The sequence below is a fragment of the Streptomyces sp. NPDC048291 genome (assembly GCF_043201715.1).
GTDB lineage: Bacteria > Actinomycetota > Actinomycetes > Streptomycetales > Streptomycetaceae > Streptomyces.
Map to the genome: position 1 here is coordinate 393972 of NZ_JBICZC010000004.1, position 21638 is coordinate 415609.

General features: G+C 73.0%; 16 protein-coding genes. 3 read left to right on the plus strand and 13 right to left on the minus strand.

From position 1 onward, the window contains the following. Positions 1–212: 212 nt before the first annotated feature. The 5 genes from ACGF5O_RS12665 to ACGF5O_RS12685 form a co-directional block, all read right to left on the minus strand. On the minus strand, positions 213–683 hold the full coding sequence (locus ACGF5O_RS12665; RefSeq protein WP_393809877.1) for an ATP-binding protein: 471 nt from the start codon (positions 681–683) through the stop codon (positions 213–215). Between the two features lie 166 nt (positions 684–849). Beyond that, entirely contained in the window at positions 850–1257 is a 408-nt protein-coding gene (locus ACGF5O_RS12670; RefSeq protein WP_393809878.1) for a (deoxy)nucleoside triphosphate pyrophosphohydrolase, read from the minus strand. A 21-nt stretch (positions 1258–1278) separates the two neighbouring features. Next, positions 1279–1476 carry an SPOR domain-containing protein gene (locus ACGF5O_RS12675; protein WP_352365188.1) on the minus strand — a complete coding sequence of 66 codons (198 nt, stop codon included), beginning with the start codon at positions 1474–1476 and terminating at the stop codon, positions 1279–1281. A 328-nt stretch (positions 1477–1804) separates the two neighbouring features. Then, on the minus strand, positions 1805–2557 hold the full coding sequence (locus ACGF5O_RS12680; protein WP_393809879.1) for a GntR family transcriptional regulator: 753 nt from the start codon (positions 2555–2557) through the stop codon (positions 1805–1807). Positions 2558–2704: 147 nt separating this feature from the next. Next, positions 2705–3922, minus strand: coding sequence for a DUF4190 domain-containing protein (locus tag ACGF5O_RS12685; RefSeq protein WP_393809880.1), 1218 nt, complete (start codon positions 3920–3922; stop codon positions 2705–2707). A 100-nt stretch (positions 3923–4022) separates the two neighbouring features. Between ACGF5O_RS12685 and ACGF5O_RS12690 the strand changes: the two genes are divergently transcribed. Together ACGF5O_RS12690 and ACGF5O_RS12695 are read left to right on the plus strand one after the other, a co-directional pair. Then, positions 4023–5246: a serpin family protein gene (locus ACGF5O_RS12690; protein WP_393809881.1), complete on the plus strand. Its 1224-nt coding sequence runs from the start codon at positions 4023–4025 to the stop codon at positions 5244–5246. Next, positions 5243–6415, plus strand: a complete 1173-nt coding sequence (locus ACGF5O_RS12695; protein ID WP_393809882.1) for a serpin family protein — start codon at positions 5243–5245, stop codon at positions 6413–6415. The genes ACGF5O_RS12690 and ACGF5O_RS12695 overlap by 4 nt, the downstream gene beginning before the upstream one ends. A gap of 284 nt (positions 6416–6699) precedes the next feature. Here the strand turns inward: ACGF5O_RS12695 and ACGF5O_RS12700 are convergent, their stop codons facing one another. From ACGF5O_RS12700 to ACGF5O_RS12730, 7 genes are all read right to left on the minus strand, one after another. Further along, positions 6700–8217, minus strand: coding sequence for a sensor histidine kinase (locus ACGF5O_RS12700; RefSeq protein ID WP_393809883.1), 1518 nt, complete (start codon positions 8215–8217; stop codon positions 6700–6702). Beyond that, on the minus strand, positions 8214–8921 hold the full coding sequence (locus ACGF5O_RS12705) for a response regulator transcription factor (RefSeq protein WP_362597810.1): 708 nt from the start codon (positions 8919–8921) through the stop codon (positions 8214–8216). The genes ACGF5O_RS12700 and ACGF5O_RS12705 overlap by 4 nt, the downstream gene beginning before the upstream one ends. Before the next feature lie 74 nt (positions 8922–8995). Continuing rightward, positions 8996–11974, minus strand: a complete 2979-nt coding sequence (locus ACGF5O_RS12710; RefSeq protein ID WP_393809884.1) for a glycoside hydrolase family 2 TIM barrel-domain containing protein — start codon at positions 11972–11974, stop codon at positions 8996–8998. A 118-nt stretch (positions 11975–12092) separates the two neighbouring features. Further along, positions 12093–14819, minus strand: a complete 2727-nt coding sequence (locus tag ACGF5O_RS12715; RefSeq protein WP_393809885.1) for an alpha-mannosidase — start codon at positions 14817–14819, stop codon at positions 12093–12095. Between the two features lie 29 nt (positions 14820–14848). Continuing rightward, complete coding sequence (locus ACGF5O_RS12720; protein WP_393810130.1) at positions 14849–15691, minus strand: carbohydrate ABC transporter permease; 843 nt, start codon at positions 15689–15691, stop codon at positions 14849–14851. Positions 15692–15702: 11 nt separating this feature from the next. Beyond that, positions 15703–16650 (minus strand): carbohydrate ABC transporter permease, encoded by a 948-nt coding sequence (locus ACGF5O_RS12725; RefSeq protein WP_393809886.1) that lies wholly within the window; start codon positions 16648–16650, stop codon positions 15703–15705. Between the two features lie 7 nt (positions 16651–16657). Then, positions 16658–17992, minus strand: a complete 1335-nt coding sequence (locus ACGF5O_RS12730) for an ABC transporter substrate-binding protein (RefSeq protein ID WP_393809887.1) — start codon at positions 17990–17992, stop codon at positions 16658–16660. A 244-nt stretch (positions 17993–18236) separates the two neighbouring features. Here ACGF5O_RS12730 and ACGF5O_RS12735 point away from each other — a divergent pair, with 244 nt between their 5' ends. Continuing rightward, the gene (locus ACGF5O_RS12735) at positions 18237–19238 is read left to right on the plus strand and encodes a LacI family DNA-binding transcriptional regulator (protein WP_393809888.1); all 1002 of its coding nucleotides are present in this window, start codon (positions 18237–18239) and stop codon (positions 19236–19238) included. A 92-nt stretch (positions 19239–19330) separates the two neighbouring features. On the opposite strand, the gene ACGF5O_RS12740 is transcribed toward ACGF5O_RS12735, so the two are convergent. Continuing rightward, the gene (locus tag ACGF5O_RS12740; protein WP_393809889.1) at positions 19331–21565 is read right to left on the minus strand and encodes a DEAD/DEAH box helicase; all 2235 of its coding nucleotides are present in this window, start codon (positions 21563–21565) and stop codon (positions 19331–19333) included. Positions 21566–21638 lie beyond the last annotated feature (73 nt).

Genomic DNA, 21638 nt, shown 5'->3' on the forward strand with positions numbered 1-21638 from the left:
TCACCGGGTGCGGCTGCCCGCAGTATCCAGCACTACGGTGCCGCCTGACACGGTGTTCACGATCACAGCACGGTCCCGACGATTTCCGGACCGGACCGTGACAACACTTCCAGTCTTCTAACCAGGGAACACGCCGTCGAATCACGTACTCCGGCACGTGTTGATCGGCCACTCGCGCGGGTGGACGCCGTAGCACTGCGTGTACACCCCGTTCACCCGGGTACGGCCAGCTCGAACCAGACCGTCTTGCCGTTGTCCCCCGGGCGGGTTCCCCAGCTGCGCGAGGAGCCCGCGACGAGCTGGAGGCCGCGGCCGCTCTCGTCGTCGGGGCTGGCGGCGCGCTCGCGCGGCGGGTCCGGGAGCGGGTCGGAGACCTCGACGCGCAGGGTGTCGCCGAGGCCCGGGGGGCGGACGAGGCGGACGCCGATGGGGCCGGTGGCGTGCCGCAGCGAGTTGGTGACCAACTCGCTGACCAGCAGGGCGGCGAGGTCGGCGAGGCCGTCGAGGCCCCAGCCGCGTAGTTGGTCTCGGACCGCGGTACGGGCGGTGCGCACGGCGCCCGGTTCCGCGGGAAAGGTCCACTCGACGGTGTCACCTTCGGTGTCGATCACACCGATCACTTCCCAGTCGCTTCCCCTGGCTGCGAGCCCGGCACTGTCCGGTTTCGTGGGGTTAATGGGCACATACCCGATTACGCGGGGGCAGTACCGCGTGGGAGGGCGCACTGTGGCACGAACGGCTTACGGCGGGAGGGCCGAGCGCCTACCGAGCCCGGGGGCGCGGATGCCGGGCGGGTGCGGCGCCGTGGGGGCTTGTCGCGCAGTTCCCCGCGCCCCGGTGGAACCGGGGCTACGCCCCGTGTCCCACCATCGCGGCCACCTCGTGTACCGCCGGCACGTCCTGGTCCAGCCAGTTCACGGTCCAGATGTCGGGCGGGGTGAGCCAGCGGAGTTCGTCGTGGTCCTGGAGGGGCTCGGGCCGGGGGGAGCCGGGGTGGAGGCGGGCGGTCCATACCTGGAGGACGTACGGGGAGCGCAGGGGCCACTCGCCGGGTACGCGTGTCAGGGGCTCCGCGTCGATGCCCAACTCCTCGTGGAGTTCGCGGGCGAGGGCGTGCTCGGGGGTCTCGCCGGGCTCGACCTTGCCGCCGGGCAGCTCCCAGCGGCCGGCCAGCTCGGGGGGTGCGCTGCGGCGGGCCGCGAGGAGGCGGCCGCCGTCGAGCAGGGCGGCACCGACCACCACGATCCGTTCACTCATGGGCCGGAGCCTACGGGAGGGTCAGTTCCGGGTGGCCCCGTCCCCGTTGCTGTGGCCGATGCGCTCGACCCAGTAGAGCTGCTTGTGTCCGCGGTCGTCGAGACTGTCGGCGATCTTCTGCGCCTCGGCACGGGTCGCGTACCGGCCGACGCGGTAGCGATTGCCGTTGTCGTCCTGCCGTATGACGAGCCAGGGGAGAGAGACCGTGCCTTCCGTCATCGCGCCCCTCCGCATCTCCCGGCTCCCGTCCATCCCCGCCCCGCTAAGGAAACCGCACTCCGCATATGCCCGAGCGTACGCCTAACCTTTACGCAGCGAATACGCCTTTTCACAAAGAGGTACGCAACCAGCCAGAACGGTGGGGGCGCACGACGACGAATGCGCCGTTCGCGCGCCCCGCGCTTCGGGTCGAGGGCATGCCGAGGACGGGCGGGCCACCTGGGAGAACGGCTGGATTACGGCGGCGGCCACCGGTCCGGACCCGAGTCGTGAAGGCGTCAACCATCGCAAGGGTGTGCGCTACTTCACGGAGAGGTGGTACTCCCGCCTACCTCACCGGCAGATGGTAGGAGGCCCGGTAGCGGTCGGCCGGGATGACGACGTCCGCGGTCTCCACCGGGCGGCCGGAGGCGTAGTACGTCCGCTGGATCACCAGCACGACATGGCCGGGGACCCCGCCCAGGGTGAGCAACTCCTCGGCGAGGCCGGGGCGGGCGCCGACCTCCTCGGTGACGTTGTCCACGACGACGTCGATGGCGCGCATCCGCTCGACGACCCCCATGCCGCCGAGCGGGCCCTCCTCGGGCAGCATCACGGGGGTGCGGCCGGTGACGGCGAGCGGCTCCCAGGAGGTGGAGAGCATCATCGGCTCGCCCGCGTCCCGGAAGAGGTACCGCGTGCGCATCACGCGGTCGCCCAGGTGGATGCCGAGCCGCTCCGCGATCACGGCGCCCGCCCCGGTCTGTTCGCTGCTTGACTCCCAGGTGCCGCGCGCCGCCGCGTCGGACTGCTCCTGCCGGAACGGGGTGGCGCCGCCCGCCGGCCGGTACCCGGAGCGGGCCACCCGCCGGGGCACCGGCCGCTCGCGCACATAGGTCCCGGAGCCGGACCGGCCCTCGACCAGCCCCTCCGCCATCAGCACCTTGCGGGCCTCCAGAGCCACCGTGTCCGAGACGCCGTACTCCTCGCGGATGCGGGCCTGCGAGGGCAGCCGGGTGTGGGGAGGCAGCGAACCGTCGACGATCTTCTTGCGGAGATCACCCGCGACACGCAGATACGCCGGCTGCTCACCGAAAGTCACTGGCCGCTCCCATCAGGTTGTACAGACAGCAACAGCGTGGCAACCGTGGGTTGAGCGGTGCAAGCAAAGGCCAGAGAATCACTCGATGTGATGACATGTGGCCCGGGGAGGCTTTACGCAGGCACTTTCTCCCCGTTATAGCCGCGATCACACCTCCATGCCGGAGCCACTTCCTCCGCTGCCGGCACCGGAGCCCCCGTCGTCGTACGAGGGCGGGGTCGTGGCGAGGCCCAGAGCCTTGCGGGCGGTGACGGTCCGCTTCGGGTCGAGGAGCGCCGAACCCTTGTCGTAATGGGCGTAGTAGGCGTCCGCGTCGGTGGCCTTCGCGGCCTTCGCCCACTCCGCCCTCGCCTTGTCGAGGTCCGCGACCAGGTCGTTCACCGGCTTCTTCCGGTCCGGGCCCCAGTCGTGCGCGCGCAGCGTCGCGGTCTGCTTGCCGAGGGCCGTGGTCACCCGGTCCGCCCACTGCCGGTAGCCGGGCAGGTCGTCCTCGACGTACTCGGCCTCGGGGACGGTGTCGAGGGCGGTGTTGAGGACGTGCGCGGCGTGCAGGTAGGCGATCTGGTCGTTGTCCAGCACGCTCTCGTCGTTGCGCAGCGAGCCGGAGAGGGTGCGGCCCTCGGTGGTGTTGCCGAAGACGCAGGCCACCTCCCGGTCGCCGTAGTCCCAGCTGTCCGAGCTGGGCGTGAAGTAGTACACGTCGACGTCGCCGGGGATCGCCCAGCCGTCCATCGCGTAGCCGTCCTCCAGGGCGTAGCAGCGCCGGTCGGCGGAGTCGCCGACGCTGTCGTCGCCCGGGTAGTCCGAGCCCTTGAGCCGGTAGGTGGCGAACACCTCGCCGTCGTGGGCCTTCGCGCAGTCCACGACGTCGACGTCGGAGACCAGGTCGCCGGTGAGCGTGCCGTCGGCGGTGTCGAAGCAGTCGCCGGTGGACAGGGAGAGGCTGGAGCTGTCGTTCGCGCCCTCCTTGACGCCCTCCCAGAAGTCCGCCGCCCCGCCGGTGGCCAGCACCAGCACCCACAGGGCCAGCCCGAGCGCGGAGAGCACCGACCCGATGACCGCCATCGCCTTGCCGCGCTCACCCCGCTTGCGGATCTGCCCCAGCCCGATCAGCCCCAGCACCAGCCCCACCCCCGGCAGGCAGCACAGCAGCCCGAGCACGAGGGAGGCGATGGCGAGCCCGTTGACGGGCTGCGGCGGGGGGTAGGGCCCGTAGCCCTGCCCCCAGGGCTGGTACGGCCCCGGGTACGGCTGCTGCTGCCCGTACGGCGCCTGCGGGTACTGCGGGTACTGCGGCGGGCCCGACTGGGGCGGCGGGTAAGGCCCTTGTGGCTGGTGGGGGCCGGGGGGCGGAGGTATGGACACCGGTACCGTGCTCCTGAGGGGGCGTCGGGCCGCGCGGAAACGGACGGCTGGACTGACGTACGACTGCGCGCATCGTAAGCGCGCCGTGAACGGGGGCGGAATGAGGGTGGGGAAGGCGACCGCGCGCGCGGTGAACGGGCTGACCGCCCGGTGGGCGGCCGTGGCGGAGGGCGGCACGGTGTTCTCCGCGGCCGGGGTGTGGCCGCTGCTGGCCTTCCTCGCGGACGGCGCGGACGGCGCGGACGGTGAGAACGGCGGGGCGCGCGGCGAGCTGGCGGACGCGCTCGGCCTGCCGGCGGACGAAGCGGCGGGGGCGGCACGGGAGTTGCTCGGCGGGATGGCGGCCATGCGCGGCCTGGACACCGCGGTGGGCGTGTGGACCAGGCGGACCCTGGAGCTGCGGGAGGCCTGGGCGGCGGGGCTGCCCGCCGGCACGCGCGGGGTGCTGACCGGGGACGCGGCGGCGGACCGCGCGGCACTGGACGCCTGGGCCGTGGACCGCACCGGCGGGCTGATCGAGCGGATGCCGGTCGGCCTGGACAGGGACCCGGAGCTGGTCCTGGCCGGCGCGCTGGCGATGCGCACGCGCTGGCTCGCGCCCTTCGAGGAGTCGCCGCTGGAGACGGCGTACGCGCCCTGGGCGGCCGTCGAACGGCTCGGACTGCGCCGCTCCGGCGCGCAGCCGGACCGGATAGGCCTGGCGGACACCCCGGACGGCTTCGTCACCGAGCTGAAGGTGCTGGGTGACAACGCCCTGGACGTCCATCTGCTGCTGGGCGAGGAGCGGATGACACCGGGGCAGGTGCTGGCGGCCGGTGTCGGCATCCTGGACGGCGTGCACCGGGTGGTGCAGGGCGGGCTGCTCCCCTGCGGCGAGCCCGGACCGGGGCTGAGCGTGGCCAAGGTACGGTGCGAGACACCGCAGCCGCCGCGGCTCGACGTGACGACCGCGGCCTACGACGTGACGGCGAGCCACGACCTGCTGGAACTGCACCGGCTGTTCGGGCTCACCACGGCGATGGACGTCGGCCGGGGCCACTTCCCCGGGATCAGCGCCTTCCCGCTGGCCGTCGGGTCCGCCGGGCAGACCACCATGGCGAAGTTCGGCGCACTGGGCTTCGAGGCCGCGGCGGTGACCGCGTTCGGGATGGCCGCGGCCGGCCCCCCGCCCGAGCTGCGGCACGTCACCACCGTGATCGACGCCGCCTTCGACCGCCCCTTCGGCTTCCTCGCCCTGCACCGGCACTCCCGGCTCGTCCTCGCGGCGGGCTGGGTCACGGATCCCCTGCCCTTCCCCGAGTACCCCTGGGAGGACGACGAATGAACGAGACCGTCAGCGCCGTCAACGCGCTCACCGCACGCTGGGCGCGGCAGACCAGACAGGGCACGGTCTTCTCGGCCGCCGGTGTCTGGCCGCTGCTGGCCTTCCTCGCCGACGGCGCCGCCGGCCCGGCCCGGGACGAACTGGCCCGGGCCGTGGGCAGGCAGGCCGATCAAGCCGCCGCCGGTGCGCGGGAGTTACTCGGCGGGCTCGACTCGATACCGGGCGTCGGGTCGGCTCTGGGACTGTGGACCGACCGGGCGCTGGAGCTGCGCGAGCCGTGGGCGGCGGGGCTGCCGGCCGACGCGCACGGGGTGCTCGGCGCCGATCCCGCGGCCTCCCGGGCGGCGCTGGACGCGTGGGCGGCGAAGCGCACCGAGGGGCTGGTCGAGCGGCTGCCGGTGCGGCTCGCCGAGGACGCCCGGCTGGTGCTGGCGACCGCGCTGGCGCTGCGCACGGACTGGCAGCACCCGTTCCGGGAGACGGTGCTGCGGCCCGGCTCCGGGCCCTGGCAGGGGCGGGACCTGGCCGGTCTGCACCGCAGCAGTGTCCGGCCCGACCGGATCGGGGTGGCCGCCGGTCCGGACGGGCCCGTCACCACGGTGAAGGTCCTCGGCGGCAACGGCCTCGACGTGCACCTGGTGCTCGGCGCGGAGGGGATGGCCCCGGGGCAGGTGCTGCACACCGGCATCGGCGTCCTGGAGCGGGCCCTGCCGGTGACGACCGGCGGACAGCTCCCCTACGGGCCCGCGGGGCCGGGCGTGGTCGTGGAACGGCAGCCGTCCGTCGCCCCGGACCCGATCCGGCTCGACGTGACCACCCCCGCCTTCACCGTCCGAGCCGACCACGATCTGCTCCAGCTGCACGGGCTGTTCGGGCTCAGCACGGCCGCGGACGCCCGCGAGGGGCACTTCCCCGGGATCAGTGCCGCGCCGCTGGCCATCGGGGCGGCCGGGCAGTCCGCGGTCGCGGAGTTCGGGCCGCTGGGCTTCCGGGCCGCGGCGGTCACCGCCGTGGTGGCGGCGCGGGGCGGCGGGGCGCCGCGGTACCCGTACGAGTCGACGGTGGTACGGGCCGTCTTCGACCGGCCGTTCGGGTTCCTCGCCGCGCACCGGGAGAGCCGGCTGGTGCTGGTCGGGGGGTGGGTGACGGAGCCTGCGGTGGCCGGGTAGCCGGAGGGGCGCGATGCGTTGTCGTTCGGCTCCGGCGCCGTGGGGGCCGGTCGCGCCCACGGCGCGGCTGCCGCACATGCGGTACAGCCCCGCGCCCCTTACGGGGCGCACCGGTGGCCGCATGTCGATACAGCCCGGCCCCCTGTAAGGGGCGCTGAAGCCCAGTCGGAATCAATAGCCCGCGTGCGCTTCTCCCACGCGGCGATGTCTCCTCGTCGGTGTCCAGGGCGGCCAGGATCGGGGCGGCGGCCCTGGCTCTCCGCCGCCGGTGCAGCCGACCGGCCTCACCCGTAGGGGAGTTCGCGTCCGATGGGTTTCCGGGGCGGGTTCACCTCACCGGCGTACGCCGGGCACAGCGGCAGCCGTACGGTGAAGACCGTGCGGCCCGGTTCGCTGCCGGCCTCGGCGGATCCGCCGTGGGCGGCGGAGACGGCGGCGACGATGGCGAGGCCGAGGCCGCTGCTGCCGGTGGCCCGGGAGCGGGAGGCGTCGCCGCGGGCGAAGCGTTCGAAGATGCGGGGCAGCAGGTCGGGCGGGATGCCGGGGCCGTCGTCGGCGACGCGGATCAGTGCCTGGTCGTCGGTGGTCCGGACGGTGACGGTGACCTTGGTGCCGGGCGGGGTGTGGGTGCGGGCGTTGGCGAGGAGGTTGGCGACGACCTGGTGGAGGCGGTCCGGGTCGCCCTCGACCAGGACCAGGTTGCCGGGCATGAGGAACTCCCAGCGGTGGCCGGGTCCTGCCGCGCGGGCGTCGGCCACGGCCTCGGCGAGCAGCGGGCCGAGCCCGACCTCCTCACGGGCCAGCGGGCGCCCGGTGTCCAGGCGGGCGAGGAGGAGCAGGTCCTCGACGAGGGTGCGCATCCGGCCGATGCCGGACTCCATGCGGCCCAGCGCGTACGCGGCCTGCGGGGCGGCCGGTTCCGGGGCGCGGCGCACCAGCTGGAGGTGGCCGGCGACGGAGGCGAGCGGGGTGCGCAGTTCGTGGCCGGCGTCGGCGAGGAAGTCCCGCATGCGCAGTTCGGTGGCGTAGCGGTCGGCGAGGGCGTTCTCGACGTGGCCGAGCAGCCGGTTGACGGCTTCGGCGAGCCGGCCGGTCTCGGTGCCGCAGTCGGTCTCCGGGACGCGTTCCAGGGCGCGGACCGCGCCGTGCCCGAGGGGTTCGCGGGAGATCCGGGTGGCGGTGGCGGCGACGCGCCGCAGGGGCCGTAGCTGACGGCCGATCACGGTGGCCCCGATCAGCGCGGCCACGAGCAGGGCGGCGGCCGCGCTGGCCGACTCGACGGCCAGCAGGCGGCCGAGCATCCGGTCCACCGGCCGCACCGACACGGCGGTGACGATGGTGATCTCGGTGTTCCGGGAGTCGGCGCGCACGGCCTTGACCCGGTAGGTGCCGCGGCCGGGCAGGTCCAGGGTGTGGCGATGGCCGTCGGCCTCGACCCCGGCGAGGATCCGGCGCTGGCCCGCGGTCGGGGCGGCCAGCCTCCCGGTGCCGTCCACGACCGCCGCGTGGCGGACGGTGGCCGTGGCGTGCCGGCCGGCCACGGAGACGCCGATGGTGCCGGCCGGGACGCCGAACGCCCTGAGGTAGGGCAGGCCCGCGGTCGGGGCGCCGATCTGGCCGCGGGCGGCCGAGGAGTGCTCGGCGAGGGCGTCGAGGCGCTGGTCCAGGCCGGTCATCAGGTAGGTGCGCAGGGCCAGTCCGGAGATCGCGATGATCACGACGGACAGCGCGGCCAGCAGCAGGCTGCTGGAGAGGATCATCCGGGAGCGCAGGCTGCGCGGCCGGTGCGGGCGGCGTCTCATCGCTTCGCCGCGGCGGGCTTCATCAGGTAGCCGACGCCGCGCACGGTGTGGATGAGGACGGGACGGCCGCGTTCGATCTTGCGGCGCAGGTAGCTGACGTAGCTCTCGACGATGCTCAGGTGCCGGTCGGCCTCCTCCGCCCAGACGTTGTGCAGGAGTTCCGCCCGGCCGAGAACCCGGCCGGTGTGCCGCATCAGGTAGCGCAGCAGCTCGAACTCCCGGGCGGTGAGCCGGACCGGGGTGCCGGCCCGGTGCACCTGCCGGGTCTCCTCGTCGAGGGTCAGGTCGTCGACGACGAGCAGCGAGGCGTCCGGCCGCAACGCGTCGCAGCGGCGCAGCAGGGCGCGCAGCCGGACCACGACCTCGTCGAGGTCGAACGGCTTGGGCACGTAGTCGTCGGCGCCCGCGCACAGGCCGGCGACCCGGTCCTCGACGCTCTCCCGGGCGGTGAGGAACAGCACGGGCAGGTCCGGCCGCCAGGCCCGGAGGCGCCGCAGCACCTCCAGGCCCTCCAGGTCGGGCAGCCCGCGGTCCAGGACGACCGCGTCGGGCCGGAAGCCGCGGGCCGCCCGCAGGGCCGTCGTGCCGTCCGGCGCCGGCTCGGTCCGCCAGCCCTCGGCCCGCAACACCGTCACCAGCAGGTCGGTGAGGTCCTTCTCGTCGTCCACGACCAGGATCCGTGGGGTACCGGTGGATAACTTCATGGCCGGTGACCGTCCACCGCCGGGCCGTGAGGCGCGTGGGTGCGGGCTGTGAAAGAGCTGTCGGGTCCTGTTGTTCAGGCGCCTGCCGTGATCCGCAGCCTGATCGTGCGGGCCTCGGGGCGCAGTGCGAACTCCGGCCACACGTCCGGTCCGCAGGCGCGGGAGCCGAGGCCGTGCTGGGCCGCGTCGACGATGAGGTGGCTGGTGGCGGACTCCGGGAGTTCGTAGGGGTGGGCGGCCCGGTCGATCTGCTGCGGGGTGTGGCGGGCGAGGGTGAAGCCGGGGCGCCGCCCGCGGGTGTCGGGGAGGGCCGCGAGGCGCAGTACCTCGGTGTCGCCGCTGGTCAGCGTGAGCGTGCGCAGCTGCGAGCGGTGGCCGGTCTCCTGGGGGCGGGCGTAGTCGACGGACAGGTCCCCGACGGTGGCCGAGAACCGGCCGGTGCGGGCCGCGCGGAGGCTGTCGGGGTAGGACTCCAGCGGGCCGAGGCCGAACCACTCGGCGCCGTCCACGGGGGCGGTGCCGTCGGGCAGTTCGAAGCGGATCCCGATCCGCGGCCACACCGTCGTCCAGCCGCGCGAGGGCTCGATCTCGACGCGCAGTTCCAGTTCGCCGTCCTCGACCGACCAGACCGACTCGACCGTCACCCACAGTGCGGAGTCGGCGGCGGAGACCCGGTCGACGGTGCGCAGGGCGTCGGTGGTCTGCTCCACGCCGATCCGGCGGGTGGTGAGGCGGTCGAGGCCGTCGCGGCGCCACAGTTCGGCGCTGGACACCCCGGCCTCGCTGGCGTCGCTGCCCTCCAGCCGGTCGGCGGTGCCCTCGTCGTTGTCGGTCGGGGCACGGAACAGTTCCAGCCGCGGCCCGGTCACGGCCCGCCCGGCGAGCCGGGTGAGGGTGCCGCCGGTGAACCCGGCGATGCCGAGCGTGCGGGTCCCCTCGCCGGGCCGCCAGCCGGACCGGGGCCGGACGGCGGGCACAGGGCGCCGTGCCGAGCAGTCCAGCTGGGCGGTGGCGACCTGGTGCCCCGCGGGGGCCCAGGCCGTGTCCGTCGCCAGTACCGCCTCGACGGTCAGCCAGGTCTCGGCGTCGGCGGCCACCACGATCGCGGGCAGCGGCACCCGGCCCGACTCGCCGGCCGCGAGCAGCGGGGTCTCCAGCTCGCCCGCCTCGACGGGGATGCCGTCGAACTCCGCACGCCAGCGGAACCGCAGGTCGGAGGTGTCGGCCGAGTGCCGCAGGTTGGTGATGGCGAGCTTGTCGCCGTCGAAGGCGAACCGGACCGGCTGGACGACCGCCTTGAACTCGTGGAGGCCGGGCGTCGGCACGTCGTCGCTGAGCACCATGCCGTCCATCACGAAGTTGCCGTCGTGCACGACCTCGCCGAAGTCGCCGCCGTAGGCGTAGTACGGCGTTCCGTCGGGGGCGGTGGCCAGGATGCCGTGGTCGCGCCACTCCCAGACGAAGCCGCCGTGCAGCCGCGGGTGGCGGTGGACCAGTTCCTCGTACTGGTCGAGGGCGCCCGGCCCGTTGCCCATCGCGTGGGCGTACTCGCAGAGCAGGAACGGCTTGGTGCGCTGCCGGGCGCCCTGGGCGGGGGTGCAGCCCAGCAGCGGGGCGGTGGAGCCGTCGGTGCCGATCTGCTCGGTCTCCGGCACCGTCGAGTACATCCGGGAGTACACGTCGGTGTAGTCGCCCGTGTAGTCGCCCTCGTAGTGGACGGGGCGCTCGGGGTCGCGGGCGTGCACCCAGGCGGACATGGCGGCGAGGTTGGACCCGGTGCCGGCCTCGTTGCCGAGGGACCAGATCACGACGCCGGGGTGGTTCTTGTCCCGCTCGACGGTGCGCTCGATGCGGTCCAGGCAGGCGGCGCGCCAGGCCGGGTCGTCGGTCGGGTTGCCGGTCCAGCCGACCTTGTCGAAGCCGTGGGTCTCCAGGTCGCACTCCAGGACGACCCAGAAGCCGAGTTCGTCGGCGAGGTCGAGCAGCCGGGGGTGCGGCGGGTAGTGGCTGGTGCGGATGGCGTTCACGTTGAACCGCTTCATCCGGGCCAGGTCGGCGCGGGCGTGCGCCTCGTCGAAGACCCGGCCGCGCTCGGGGTGGGCCTCGTGCCGGTTCATGCCGTGGAAGACGACCTTGCGGCCGTTGACCAGGAACTGGTCGCCGCGGATCTCGACCGTGCGGAAGCCGATGCGCAGGGCGATGCTCTCGGCGGCCGAGGACACGGTCGCGTCGTACAGCCGCGGCAGCTCGGCCGACCACGGCTCCACCTCCGGGACGTCGACGGGCGCCACGTCGGCGGCCGTCTCCCAGACCCGCTCCACGCCCAGTTCGGGGATGCGCAGGGTGACCGGGAACGCGGAGGCCTCCGCGCTGACCTCCGGCTCGACCCGCCCGCGCCCGTCGTCGTACCCGGTGCGCAGCCAGACGTCCTCGATGCCACCGGCCGGGCGGGTGAGCAGGGTGACGTCCCGGAAGATGCCCGGCAGCCACCACTGGTCCTGGTCCTCCAGGTAGCTGGCCGCCGACCACTGGTGCACGCGGACGGCGACGACGTTGTCCCCGGGGCGCACGGCGGAGGTCACGTCGAACTCGTGGGCGAGCCTGCTGCCGCTCGCGGTGCCGATCGCGACGCCGTTGACCCACACCTTGAACAGCGACTCGACGCCGTCGAAGCGCAGGACGATCCGCTCGGCGTCCGTCCGTCCGGCGGGCAGGTCGAAGTGGCGGCGGTAGTCGCCGGTGGGGTTCTCGTCCGGGACGTGCGGCGGGTCGATCGGGAACGGGAACTGGATGTTCGTGTACGCCGGCCGGCCGTGGGCGCCGTCGCCCTCCAGTACCCAGTGCGCGGGCACCGGGATGCTGTCCCACCCCCGGTCGTCGAAGTCCTCGGCGGCGAAGTCCGGCGCCACCGCCGCCGTGGGCGACAGCCTGAACCGCCAGTCGCCGTTCAGCGACAGGGCCGGTGCGTCCGAGTGCAGCCAGGACCGGGCCGGACGCAGGGCACCGTGCCAGGGGGTGGGGTCGGATACGTAGGCGGTGAGGTCAGAGGTCAAGGCGTCACAACTTTCTTGAAGACGGGGGGATGGCAGCGCCCCGTCAGGGGCGCGGGGAACTGCGCGACCAGCCACAACGGCGCCGCAGCCGACAGACGGCGGACGTGACATCGCGGCCCTACCGACGGAGGACGACCGTGCGGATCTCCCAGGGGCCGAGGCCGAGTTCGAGCCCGTCCCGGACCGGCTCGGGGGCGAGCGGCCGGCCGAGCAGGTCTACGGTGGTCGCCTCGGTGAACGCGCCGGTCACGCGGACGGTCGTCGCGGTGTCCCGCATCGCGGCCAGCCGGAGCTCGGTGCCGGGTCCGTGCTCGGGGTCGGTGATCCGGCGGATGCTCGACACGTGCACGTCCCGGCCGTCGACCTGCACGCCGGACGCGTCCGGGGGCAGCGGGCCGCCGCTAGGCGCGGTGCCCCGGGTGACCAGGGCGTCGCCCCGGAACTCCTCGGCGAGGGCGACCGCGTTGGCGCCCTGCCAGCCGGATGCCCAGGGCAGCACGGCGAACCGGTTCCCGATGCGCATGCCCAGGTCCTGGGCGCCCGGTGCCGGGATCTCGCTCGCGGCGGGTTCGTCGCGCAGGGGGTGGATGTTGACGCTGATGGAGCCGATGGCGCGGAGCAGGGTGAGGGCGAGTGCGGAGCCGTCGTCGACGAGTTCGTACTCGGCAGAGTGGTCGAGCAGGACGGTGGCCGGGCCCGCCGCCACGAAGGTGCTCGCCGGGAAGGTCGGCAGGGGGTACTCGCCCCAGCCGCCCTCGGCGGTCAGGCCGCGCTCGGTGACGGCGAACTGCCCGGCCGACGCCGAGGTGGTGACGGGCAGCGGCAGCGGGACGTGCAGGCGCAGCCGGTGGTCGGCGGACCGGTTCAGGAACGACGTGGAGATCCGGACGAAGGGTTCGCCCGCGCGGACCTCCACCAGCATGTCCACGGGGGTCGGGACGGTGCGCCCGCCGCGCCGGTCGCGGTCGCCCTCGGCGAGCGCCTCCGGCCACTCGTAGACGCGGGTGACGCGCAACCGGGCCCGCAGCGGGCCGCTTTCGAGGAGTTCGACGCCGACCCGGACCGGCTCGGACACCAGGACGTCGTGGGCCGGCGGCGCGTAGTTGTAGCTGTCGCCTCGGTCGCCGCCGTCCACCAGGCGGCCGACGCCCGACAGCACGGTGCCGTCGACGCCGGTCACGTCCAGGGTGCCGTCGGCGGCGACGGCGACCTCGACCAGGCCGTTGGAGAGGCGGTCCGCCGTCGCCGTCGCGCCCTGCATCGCGGGGGCTGCGGGCAGGTCGCCCGGCCCGACCCGGAAGGCGGCGAGTCCGGCGGCCGGGACGGGGACGGCCACCAGCGCGGTGGCCCGGGCCTGGGCGAGGGTCCGTACCCGCCACTCCCCCGGGTGCGCCACGGCCGCGGCGGCGACCTCGCCGCGCAGGGTCATCAGGTCGAAGGGGCCCTCCGGGACCTCGGCGAGGTGGAAGACCAGGGAGTTCGGGGTGAGTTCGTACCCGTTGATCAGCAGGCCGAACAGCTCGCGGCGGTGGATGCGGCGCAGCACGCGCTCCAGCTGGGCGGCGTCGAGCCGCTCGTCGCTGAGGACGGTGGGGGCCTGGGCGACCTGCTGTACGGGGTGCACGGTGCCGTCGGCGGTGGTCGCGACCAGCGTGCTCCCCTCGGGGGCGGCCACCACGTCGACCTCGACCAGTGCGGTGCGGGGCGCCGGGAGCGGGTTGGCGACCAGGTAGGCGTCGCCGGGCACCCCGGCGGCGGGCTCGGCGAGGGCCGCGTCCCGGACCGCGCGGGCGGTCTGCGCGGCCTCGGCGAGGCGGGCCGCGACCTGGTCGCAGGTCTCGTCGGTGCCGGAGCCGACCACGGAGTCGTGCGCGGTGGACTCGATGATCTTGTGCCAGGCGAGGGCGAGGAAGGCGGAGTCGTCGCGGCCGGACCACAGGGCGTTCATCCGCTCGGCGTGGTCGACCGTCCGCTCGGCGGCGGCCATCCGCTGCTTGAGCCCGAGCCGCACGGACAGCACGCCGGGGAGGATGTTGCCCCGTACGTGACTGCGCAGCTCACCGGTGACGACGGCGGTCGCCTCGTCCCGTACATGCCCCCGGACGTACTCGTCGAGGGTGGCGACGGTGATCGGCCGTTCCTCGCCCGAGGCCGTGCGGAGCCAGTCCGCGAGCCGCGGGTCGGGCGCGTTGTGGTCGGTGCCGGCCATCGCGAGCACCGGGTCGCCGCCCCACCGCTCGGCCGTCATCCCGGCGTACTCGGCGAGCGCGGACTGGATCCGGTCCGGTACCAGCAGGACGTCGAGACCGTTGTCGTACCCGTCGAAGAGGAACTCGGTGCGTACCTCGGAGCCGTCGGGTGCGCGCCAGCGGAAGGCGTGGCCGTCGACCGTGCCGGGCACCCCGCGCCACAGCGCCGCGTGTTCGAGGCCGGCGCGGGCCAGGATCTGCGGCATCTGCGCGATGTGGCCGAACATGTCCGGCAGGTAGCCGACCGGCATGGCGCCGCCGAGCCGCTCGGCCGCCGCCCACCCCATCTGGAGGTTGCGGACGATGGTCTCGCCGGAGCAGAGGAACTCGTCGAGCAGGATCAGCCACGGCCCGACGGCCAGCCGGCCCTCGCGGACCAGGGCGGCGACCCGCTCGCGGTTCTCGGGCCGCATCTCCAGGTAGTCCTCGACGGCGGCCATCTGCCCGTCGACGGTGAACCGGAAGTCCGGGTCGGCCTCGGCCGTCTCCAGCACGGTGTCCAGGGCGATGACGAGCCGGTGCCGGAACACCTGGAACGGCTCATACCACTCCCGGTCCCAGTGGAAGTGGGGCACGAAGACAGCCGGGTTGGGCATGGTGGGGAACACCTTCTGTGCGTGGGGGGTCACTTGAGCGAGCCGGCGGCCAGGCCGGTCCGCCAGAACCGCTGGAGGAGGATGAAGACGACGATCACCGGCAGGATCGACACCAGTGAGCCGGTGATGATGGACTGCTGGAGCAGCGGGGCGCGGGCGGTCTGGCCGTTCCACTCGTACAGGCCGAGGGTGATCGGGAAGAGGGACTCCTTCTGGAGCATCACCATCGGCAGGAAGAAGTTGTTCCAGATGGCCACGAACTGGAACAGGAAGATGGTCACCAGGGCCGGTGTCATCAGCCGGAAGCCCACCGAGAAGAAGATCCGGAACTCGCCCGCCCCGTCCAGCCGCGCCGACTCGATCAGCTCCTGCGGCACCGAGGCGTTGGCGAAGATCCGCGCGAGGTAGACGCCGAACGGGCTGACGATGCTGGGCAGGAACACCGCGAGGTAGGTGTTGACCAGGCCGGTCGCCGAGAACAGCAGGAACAGCGGCAGGGCGAGCGCGGTGGTGGGCACCAGGACGCCGCCGAGGATGACGGAGAACAGGAACTCCCGGCCGCGGAACCGGAACTTGGCGAGGGCGTAGCCGCACAGCGCGGAGATCAGGGTGCCCACGGCCGCGCCCAGCACCGCGTAGAGGACGGTGTTGAGGGCCCAGCGGCCGAAGACGCCGTCGCTGCGGGTGAACAGGGTGTGCAGGTTGCCGAACAGGTTGAAGTGCGAGAACGCCAGCCCGTTGGTGGCGGCGAGGTCGCCCTGCGGCTTGGTCGACGCGACGACCAGGAAGTACACCGGCAGCAGGAAGTAGACGGCCAGGAGCACCATCAGCCCCATGGCGGCGGTACGGCTGACCCGGCTCTCGCGTTGCATGCGCGTGTTGCTCACAGTCCGGCCTTCTTCGAGGTCAGTCGCATGAACCCGAAGCTCAAGACGAAGGTGATGACGGCGATGACCACCGAGATGGCCGCGGCCTGCTGGTAGTTGTTCCCGGAGGCCACCGTGTAGGCGAGCATGTTCGGCGTGAACGTGCTGGAGATGTTCGACGAGATCTGCCGCAGCACGGCCGGCTCGGCGTACAGCTGGAGCGTGCCGATGATCGAGAAGACGGTGGTCAGCACGATCGACGGGGCGATGATCGGCACCTTGACCCGCCAGGCGATGGTCCAGTTGGAGGCGCCGTCGAGCTTCGCGGCCTCGTAGAGCTCCTGCGGGATCGACTGCAGTGCCGAGAACATGATCAGCATGTTGTAGCCGGTCCACAGCCAGGTGGAGACGTTCGCGGCCGACCAGAGCACGGCGCCCGGGCCGAGGAAGTCGGGGTGCAGCCCGATGCCGTTCAGCAGGTCGACGACCGGGCTGAGCTGGGGCGAGTACAGGTACGACCACATGATCGCGGCGATCACGCCGGGTACCGCGTACGGCATGAACGCGACGGTGCGGAAGAACCCCTTGCCCTTCAGCAGGGGCGTGTCGAGGAGCAGCGCGATGATCAGGGCCACGAACAGCATGACCGGCACCTGCACGACGCCGAACAGCCCGATGCGGCCGATGCTGGACCAGAACTCGGCGTTCTGGAAGACCTGCGTGTACTGCTCGAAGCCGCCGAAGGTCGTGTACGAGGTGCCGTACTGGCCGCCGGAGCGGCGCACGACGCGGAAACTCTGCCAGAGGGCGTAGCCGACCGGCACCAGGTAGAACAGCAGGAACGGCAGGAAGAACGGGGTCACGAAGGCGGCGACGGTGGCCGCCCGGGGGCCGCCGCCGTTCGGGCGACGGCGGCCTCCGGGCGTGGTTCGCACGCCGGCCGAGCGGGTTGCGAGGTCGGTCATCGAACGGTCACTTGCCCGCCGTCGCCGGGATCGCCTGGTCCTTCATCGACTTCAGCGCGGCGGCCTGGGCGGTCTCGAGCGCATCGGTGAGGGTGCCGCCGCCGGCGGCGGACTTGGCCAGGGCGTCCTGGAGTGCCAGGTTCACCGTCTTCTGCGTGGGGCCCCAGGCGAAGCTGGTGTCGATCTTCCGGGAGGCGTCGGCGAAGACGTCGAAGATCTTCTCGTTGTTGTAATAGGGCACGCCCTGCTTGAGCGCGGGCAGGTCCAGGCCGGCGGTGGCCGCCGGGTAGAGGCCGCCGAGCTTGTTCTCCAGCGCGAGCGCGTCCGGGTCGGTGTTCAGCCAGGTGTTGAACTCGACCGACTCGTAGAGGTGCTTGCCGCCCTTCATGAACGCGACGGTCGAGCCGCCCCAGTCACCGGAGGAGCCGTTCGCGCCCCACGTCGGCATCGGGACGATCGACCACTTCCCGGCCTGCTTGGGCAGGTTGTCGCGGAACATGCTGTAGCCCCAGGCCGCACCGACGTAGGTGGCGATCTGGTCCTTCTGGTACGCCGCGTACATCTGGGTCGAGCCGTGGGCGAGGTCGGTGCGCACGACCTTCTCGGAGACCAGCTTCTGCCAGTAGTCCGCGACCTGCCTGCTCTGCGCCGAGTCGACGCTGACCTGCCACTTGTCGCCGGAGTAGCCGTACATCTTCGCGTCGTTCTGCCAGAGGAGACCGTTGAACCACTCGGCGTTGTTCGGGTCGAAGAACGTGATGTCGAGGTTCGGGTCCGCCTTGTGCAGCTTCTCGGCGGCCGTCGCGTACTCGTCCCAGGTCGTGGGAACGGCGACGCCGTACTTCTTGAAGAGGTCGCTGCGGACGTAGAGCGCCATCGGGCCGGTGTCCTGCGGGATCGCGAAGACGCCGGTGCCGCCGAAGCTGGTCTGCGACCAGGTCCACGGCACGAACTTCGACTCGGCCGCGGTGGCCGCCTTGCAGGCGGAGGCGTCCACGAAGGCGCTCTGGGTGCGCAGGTTGGGCAGTTCGTCGTAGCCGACCTGGGCGAGGTCAGGGGCCTTGTCCGCCTTGAGGGCGTTGCCGAGGGTGCCGTACTGGTCGTTGGAGATGTTCTTCGTCTCGACCTGGATGTTCGGGTGCTGCTTGTTCCACAGGTCGACGACCTTGTCCATGCCCGGAACGGTGTTCCAGTACTGGAGGGTCACCTTGCCCTTCGCGGGCTCGCACGAGGACGCGGACGCGTTGTCCGACGAACCGGACGAGGAACACCCGGCGAGTACGACGATGCCTGCGGTCGCGGCTGCGGCGGCGAGGCGGGTGCGCATGGCTGTGCTTCTCATGTCTTCCGTTCCAGAGAACGCCTGGCGACGGGGCCCAGGCGGGTCGACGTTGACACCTGGAGGCGGATGCCTTCTGGTTGGAATTGGGTTCCGTGAGCGGTACCGTGAGCGCTCACGGGAGCGGTAACGGGAAGTGATTGGGAGTGTGGGCTTCCGACCGCCGGAGTGTCAAGGTTTCAACGCGCCGGGGCATACTCGGTGTCCCTGCGACGCTGGCGCGTCGGCAATTACGCGGAGGTGAGAGATGGCGTCGTCGGGGACCGGACCCCGCAGGGTCACGATCGACGATGTGGCCCAGGCCGCGGGCGTGTCCCGGCAGACCGTGTCACGTGCGCTCAACGACAAGGGCGAGATCGGCGTCTCCACCAAGCAGCGTGTTCTCGACACCGCCCTGGCACTCGGCTACCGGCCGAGCCGGTTCGCCCGGGGGCTGGTCCGGCAGGACACCATAAGTGTCGGCCTCGTCATCCCCGACCTGCTCAACCCGTTCTTCACCGAGGTCGCCGCGGCGGCCCTGGAGGCGGCCCGGGACCGCGGCTGGCACGTCGTCGTGTACGACACCGGCGACCGGACCGAGGAGGAGCGGGGCACGCTGGAGGTGATCGCCTCCCAGGTGGACGCCGTCGTGGGCTATCTCAGCCTGCCCGAGGACGAGATCGACAGGCTGACCCGGGGGCTCCCCGTGGTGCTCATCGACCGCGAGCACCGCACCCAGCGGTTCAGCTCGATCCGGATCGACGGCGAGAGCGGCGTGCACGCGGCGATCAGCCATCTGACCGCTGGGGGACACCGGCACATCGGCATGCTCGAACACGCCGAACGGTCCGAACCGAGCATCCGGCACAGGTGGTTCGACGCCGCGATGTCCGCGTGCGGGCTGGACTCGGGCTCCGTGGCCCGCGCCGACCAGAGCGTCGAGGGCGGGGAGAGCGCGCTCCAGGAACTCCTCGCCGGGCACCCGGAACTGACCGCCGTGTTCACCTTCAACGACATCATCGCCATAGGCGCGCTGCGCGCCGCGCGCCGGCTCGGTCTGCAGGTCCCCCGGGACCTGGCGGTGGTCGGCTTCGACGGCCTCCAACTGGGCACGCTCGTCGACCCCCCGCTCACCACGGTCGCCCTGGACACTCGCCGCCTCGGCGCCCTCGCGGTCGAACAGGCGGCCCGCCTGCTGACCGACGGCGACCCACTGCCGGCCGAGCAGCTGAAGGTGGGGGCGGAGCTGCGGGTGCGGGAGTCGGCGTAGAAGAACAGGGGAGACCGGGGCGACAGGGGGCCAGGACTGAGGGTCCGCTGGTCGCGCACGGAGCCGGAGCAGCACGTTCTCCGGTCCGGGTGTCAGGCGTCCGCTCTCTCGTCGTGGTTCCCGTCGGGCCGCTGGGCTCCCTGGGCTCCCTGGGCTCCCTGGGCTCTCCGGGCGTGGTCCCCGTCCGTCATGCCCAGACGGGCCTGCTCCTCCTCGACGATCCGGCGGGCCAGTTCGGTGTCCGACACGTCGACCGCGTCGGGGGTGGCCTCGGCCACCGCGCTGCGGCGGGCGTAGGCGTCGAACAGGCGGGTCTTCCGCTCCAGCATCTCCACCAGGCGTTCGTCCACTCCCCCGGTGGCGAGGAGGCGGTGCACGCGGACCGGTCTGACCTGGCCCATGCGGTGGGCCCGGGCCACCGCCTGGTGTTCGACGGTCGGTTTGATCTGGGGTTCGCAGATGACGACGACGGAGGCGGCCTGCATGTTGAGGCCGACGCCCGCCGCCTGGATCTGCGCCAGGAGCACCGCGGCGCCCGGGGCGGCGGCGAAGTCGTCGACGAGCCGCTGCCGGCGTGCGGCCGGGACATCGCCGGTGAGCGGGCCGAAGACCGTGGCGCCCTCGGCGAGCGCTTTCTCGACCACGCGCAGGACGTCCTTGAAGTAGGAGAAGACCACCGTCTTCTGCCCGTTCTCGCCGGCCTCCTCGACGATCTCCCGGAGCCGCTCCAGTTTGGCCGACTTCTCGGGGCGCAGGTAGGCGGCCCTGCGCATCGCCATGAAGTTGCCGGCGCGTACGGCGTCGCGGTACGCCTCCGCGTCGGACGCGCTCAGCTCCTCCCACTCGTCGGTGTGCTGGAGACTGGGGAGTTCCGTCAGCACGTCCTGCTGGTTGCGCCGCAGGTAGACGGGGGCGACGGCCTTGCGGAAGGCGACCGATCCGGCCAGGGCGTCACCGTCGTCCAGGGACTCCGCGACGCCGCGGTCGAGCATCCCGACCAGGCTGCGGAACTCCGCGACCCGGTTCTCCATCGGGGTGCCGGTCATGAAGAGGGTGCGCTCGCAGCGCTCCGCCCACAGGGCGACCGCCTGGGACCGCTTGGCCTTCGGGTTCTTCACCGAGTGCGCCTCGTCGACCACGAAGAGTCCGACCTCGCCGCCGCCCGGTGCGGGAAACCCGCGCAGGGCGTCGAACGTGGTCACCCCGACCCCGCCCCGCCCCTTCCAGTCGGCGAACGCGTCGCGCCGGTCGGGGCCGTGCAGCAGCAGCACCCGCAGGGCGCTGCGGGCCTCGATCTCCCGCGTCCAGTTCACGAGGACGCTCGCCGGGCACACCACCATGAAGTGGCTCTGCCCCTCGGCGGCCAGGTGTGCCAGCACGGCGATCGCCTGGATGGTCTTCCCCAGTCCCATCTCGTCGCCGAGGATCACGTTGCGCTGCGCGAGGGCGAACCGCGCGCCGAACGCCTGGTAGCCGCGCAGGGAGACCCGCCGGTGCGAGTCGTCGAGGTGCTGGGCCCGGACCCGCTCGGCGATCTCGTCGGGCAGGAAGCCCTCGGCGGCGGCCACGTCGGGCGCCGCGCCGGAGATCTCGGCGAGCAGGCTGTAGTAGTCGGCGGAGCGGAGTTCGAAGTCCGCCCAGGCGGCGAGGTCGGACGACGGCCCCCGGAGCAGGTCGACGGAGGCCTGGGCGAAGAGTTCGAGCAGCCGCCCCCGGTCCGCCTCGTCGACCAGCGGCCGGAGTTCGGCCACCGCGGCCAGCGCGCGGGCCTTCCGCTCCCGGCCGGCCAGGAGCATCCGGAACCGCCCGGCGGCGGGGCGGGCGTCGGCCAGCAGCGGCTCCAGCCGTTGCGACAGGGCGTCGGCCCGGTCGACGGCGCGCCGTGCCTCCGGGCCCGCCTCCACCAGCACCTGGAGGGCCACGACGAGCGCGGTGGTGCTCGGCTCCGGCCGGTCCACGTCGATATGGACCGCCACGGTCTCGTGCACGGCTTCGGAGAGTCTGCGGGCCGCGGCGAGCATCTGGTCGACGGTGCGGCGTCCGACCCCGGGTATCTGCAGCAGGCGGTACGCGCCCGCCTCCAGCACGGCGCCCACCGTCCGCAGCCCGCTCTGCTCGACGCCGCCCAGCCGCAGCCGGCCCTCGGTGACGTCCTGGAGCCGCGCGACCGGGATGGCGTCGAGCTCCCGCCGTACGGCCGCGTCGTGGATCGGCGTGAGTGCCGCCCGTACGGCCTCGACGGCCCTGCCGTGATCACCGGCCACGTTCCGGGCCGCCTCGGCCAGCCGCGCTCCCCGCGCGACCACGCCCCGCTCTTCCCGCCCCACGCGCCCCGCCCCTCACTCCTCGCCGGCCGTTCCGGCATCTTCCCACCCCACGCCGACATCACCGGCAGGGCCG

What these genes read in the sequence shown, in the direction of transcription:
- ACGF5O_RS12735 (WP_393809888.1), top strand. Translation starts at nt 18,237, where the DNA reads ATGGCGTCGTCGGGGACCGGACCCCGCAGGGTCACGATCGACGATGTG.
- ACGF5O_RS12715 (WP_393809885.1), bottom strand. Translation starts at nt 14,819, where the DNA reads ATGCCCAACCCGGCTGTCTTCGTGCCCCACTTCCACTGGGACCGGGAG.
- ACGF5O_RS12695 (WP_393809882.1), top strand. Translation starts at nt 5,243, where the DNA reads ATGAACGAGACCGTCAGCGCCGTCAACGCGCTCACCGCACGCTGGGCG.
- ACGF5O_RS12690 (WP_393809881.1), top strand. Translation starts at nt 4,023, where the DNA reads ATGAGGGTGGGGAAGGCGACCGCGCGCGCGGTGAACGGGCTGACCGCC.
- ACGF5O_RS12725 (WP_393809886.1), bottom strand. Translation starts at nt 16,650, where the DNA reads ATGACCGACCTCGCAACCCGCTCGGCCGGCGTGCGAACCACGCCCGGA.
- ACGF5O_RS12705 (WP_362597810.1), bottom strand. Translation starts at nt 8,921, where the DNA reads ATGAAGTTATCCACCGGTACCCCACGGATCCTGGTCGTGGACGACGAG.
- ACGF5O_RS12700 (WP_393809883.1), bottom strand. Translation starts at nt 8,217, where the DNA reads ATGAGACGCCGCCCGCACCGGCCGCGCAGCCTGCGCTCCCGGATGATC.
- ACGF5O_RS12670 (WP_393809878.1), bottom strand. Translation starts at nt 1,257, where the DNA reads ATGAGTGAACGGATCGTGGTGGTCGGTGCCGCCCTGCTCGACGGCGGC.
- ACGF5O_RS12720 (WP_393810130.1), bottom strand. Translation starts at nt 15,691, where the DNA reads ATGCAACGCGAGAGCCGGGTCAGCCGTACCGCCGCCATGGGGCTGATG.
- ACGF5O_RS12730 (WP_393809887.1), bottom strand. Translation starts at nt 17,992, where the DNA reads ATGAGAAGCACAGCCATGCGCACCCGCCTCGCCGCCGCAGCCGCGACC.
- ACGF5O_RS12675 (WP_352365188.1), bottom strand. Translation starts at nt 1,476, where the DNA reads ATGACGGAAGGCACGGTCTCTCTCCCCTGGCTCGTCATACGGCAGGAC.